This window comes from Austwickia sp. TVS 96-490-7B, from assembly GCF_019331795.1.
GTDB lineage: Bacteria > Actinomycetota > Actinomycetes > Actinomycetales > Dermatophilaceae > Austwickia.
On the sequence record NZ_JAHPZL010000017.1, the window covers coordinates 1 to 2,957 of the forward strand.

The following is a 2,957-nucleotide window of genomic DNA, read 5'->3' on the forward strand; positions in this document are numbered from 1 at the left end:
TCGCCTTGCGCAGTTTGCGATTGCGGCCCGCCTCAAACGCGAAAACCGCTCGCTGCACCGGAAACGCTAAACCCCTCGCGATAGCGACCCCTTCACCGACCAACCGACGCCGCAACTCCCGCGACGCGTCCTTCGGATCCGACGGCAAACCCGACACCGCCACCGGCGTATTCGGCTCATCACCAAACATGTTGCCTCCTTCGATTCCGCAACCTGTGGTCACCAGTGCGAGCGCACTCGCTGCCACCGCAGCCACGATCCGCTTCACCGGGCCGGCTCCTTGAACTTGTAGCGCTCGGGGTGTCGCTGCCACTCGGGATCTATCGACGAGGTGAAGCCACCGTGGGGAGTGGATACGACGTGGGTCTTCCGTCCGGGCGCGGTCAGCCCCTCACCCTCGAGCTCGCCGCCGCGCCCAGTGGCGATCATGCCCATGCTATAGAGCGACTCCGAGTACTTTTCGATCTGCTTCTGCCCCTTGCTCCCAGCACCCGTGCTCCCTGACGCTTCTCCCGTCTTGTCCTGGTCCGGCTTGGCTGGTTCCGACACCCTCTCGTAGTAGCGCGAGTGATCCTGTAACGACGCACCCGCCGGCTTGCGGTCCGGGCTCTCGGCGTCGAACCGCGTCGCACCGAAGTCCTCATTGGCAGGGTCATGCCCGAGATACTGGAAGCCGGTAGTGACCAGGTCCCGGGACGCAGAACCGACAAACACACGGTCACCGCTCATGCCCAGGTCAGCGACAGTCTTGGCGCTGCCGCCCACGCCAGGGCTACCGAGCAGAACGGCCTGGTCGATGCGCGCACCCATCCCGTCGCGCTGCAGCGCCAGCCCGGTCGTGGTGCTGCCGTAGGAATGACCAACCACTGTGAGCTTGCCTGCGCCTGCACGGGTAGCCGCGATCGCGGAAACGTCTCGGTTGAGCAGGTGAGCGCCAGCAAGCGCTTTGTCTTGGTGCGCCACACCCAGCGGGTCCTCGACGCCGAGTTGCGGCGCGTCGTAGCCCTGCCAGGCGATCACCGCCCGGTCATGCGTGGGGTCGGCGCGCTTTGAAGCCTCGTATAGGGCGGCCGCGTCACCCCCAACCTCATCGATCTTGCTCACCTGCGAACCCAACCCGGGCACGCAGACTGCGACATGGTGCGCGGTGTCCGGGTCACCAAAGGCCACAGCGGCCCGGCCCCGTCCCTCGTATTGGCTCGGCTCGTAGGCGTAGAGCAGCGAATTTTTCTTATCGCTGTCGCCCGTGAGGAAGCTGTTCATCGCGATGGCATTACGTAGTGGGCCCAGTTCGCGCGCTGCCTCGACCTCGGATTTGACGAACGCGTCGTACTCCTTTTTCGTCGTCGGCATCTTTTTCCCCCGCGCCTCGAACCACGCGCGCCCCCGCTCCAGGTCACGAGCCAAGCTGATGCGGTTAGCCACGTCGCGATCCTTAGCCGGCACGCCGTTGAGGTTGCCCCACCGGGCTGGATCCTCCACCAGCAGCGACTGTTGCAGCCACCCCGGCAGCGCCCGCCACCAGTCGCGCACCTGTTTGAGGTCGGTCGGCGGCGCGGACCTCCCCGAGCGCGCCAACGCCTCCCGCAAGGCAGGCCCCTGCGATCCCGGGTTCGTCGCCCCTGCCAGCGTCAATACCCCATCGCGCTGCCCATCCTCGATCTGCGCGGCCCGCAGCACGCCCGTCAAACGGTCGTCGATAGCCCGCGCATCCCGGCAGCAGCGCATCCCGCCGCGCCACGATCTCGTCACACGTCTTCCGCCTGCTCGCCGTGTATTCATCGGCATCCCAACGCGAGACAAACCTCGGCGGGGCCACCTTGTCTCGCACTCTCCCCATATCGTCGATCGCAAACTCCCGCGCCTGTGCCAATGCGTCAAGCTCATGCACCCCACGCACGACAGCCGCCACGGATTTCACATCCTCTCTCAGCGCACGGCTGACCCGCCGGGCCGTCGACACATGCCGCCCCAAACTCGAGGTCGCATCAAGCCGACGCGTGGCTGCCTTCATCGCGGCCTCCCCTTCCCACGACTTCGGCGTGGCCTTCTGCTCGAAGTGGTCGGCCTGCTCCTCCAGCCGCTTCGCTGTCGATGCCAGCGCCTCCGCAGCTGACTCGAGGTCGGTTGACGACCAACGCCGGAGGTCGCCATATATCAGGCCCCCCCCGCCGCCTCCGCCGCTGATATGCGCCATAGTCAATGCCCCTGAGCGGCGGCATGAACCCCGGCGGAGGCTGCCTTGTCAGCACTCTTGTAAGCCTGCCCCGCCTTAGAGAGATCATCCGCATAGCCGCGGGCCAGATCGCTCCAGCCCTTGCACCGACTCACAAATTCCTCACCCAAGGTGCGCGCAGCCGCACCCGCAGCGGCACCCGGCAACGCCGTCGACACCTCATCCAGCAGTTCCTTGCCGTGCAGCCGCCCAACCGAAGCGGCAGCATCCTCCACGTGACGGGCAGCTTCGCGCATCTCGCGCTCGCTCGCCCTGAACCCCTGCATCAGCCACTTCCCCCCAGTCGATTGATTCTCAGCCCTGGGCAGACCGCACCAGGCCGCTCAAGGCTACCCACTCCACGCACCCTCCACAGAAATCAAGCCCCCCTAGCAGCGCGACGTCCCCCTGCCAACCGCTGGTATGCCAAGACCACCCCTCTCGCTGACAAGCTGTTCGATGCCCACCGATGACGTCGTGAGTGACCAACGAGTGCAGATCACCTGACGCACGCCTTTGCCGCATACCGGGGCGTGACAGTCCGCGCCCTAGCGGTGGTGGGATTGAGAGCGCCGCTTTCCCCATTGAGGGTCCAGGGATGAGAACGACGGTGTTGACGCTCCCCGGACAAGCCGGTGGCGCCCCGCCACAAGACAAGGCGCCACCGGCTGGCCGGGATCTGCCCTACCAAGCCGACACACCGATCACACAGGACGGAACAATCCCACACGACCGGAGCCAC

At 66.0% G+C, this 2,957-nt stretch carries 4 protein-coding genes; all 4 read right to left on the minus strand.

The window, feature by feature from the left end; genetic code table 11:
- Window positions 1–268: hypothetical protein (locus KEM60_RS14480; RefSeq protein ID WP_219108482.1), on the minus strand; the 268-nt coding region annotated here is incomplete at its 3' end.
- On the minus strand, window positions 265–1,425 hold the full coding sequence (locus KEM60_RS14485; RefSeq protein ID WP_219108484.1) for an alpha/beta hydrolase: 1,161 nt from the start codon (window positions 1,423–1,425) through the stop codon (window positions 265–267). The genes KEM60_RS14480 and KEM60_RS14485, both read right to left, overlap by 4 nt.
- Window positions 1,426–1,435: 10 nt before the next feature.
- Window positions 1,436–2,197, minus strand: coding sequence for a hypothetical protein (locus KEM60_RS14490; RefSeq protein WP_219108486.1), 762 nt, complete (start codon window positions 2,195–2,197; stop codon window positions 1,436–1,438).
- 2 nt (window positions 2,198–2,199) lie between these two features.
- On the minus strand, window positions 2,200–2,502 hold the full coding sequence (locus KEM60_RS14495; RefSeq protein ID WP_219108488.1) for a hypothetical protein: 303 nt from the start codon (window positions 2,500–2,502) through the stop codon (window positions 2,200–2,202).
- Between the last annotated feature and the right edge of the window lie 455 nt (window positions 2,503–2,957).

Coding starts and splice junctions, on each gene's coding strand:
- KEM60_RS14490 (WP_219108486.1), bottom strand. CDS start 2,197: ATGGCGCATATCAGCGGCGGAGGCGGCGGGGGGGGCCTGATATATGGC.
- KEM60_RS14495 (WP_219108488.1), bottom strand. CDS start 2,502: ATGCAGGGGTTCAGGGCGAGCGAGCGCGAGATGCGCGAAGCTGCCCGT.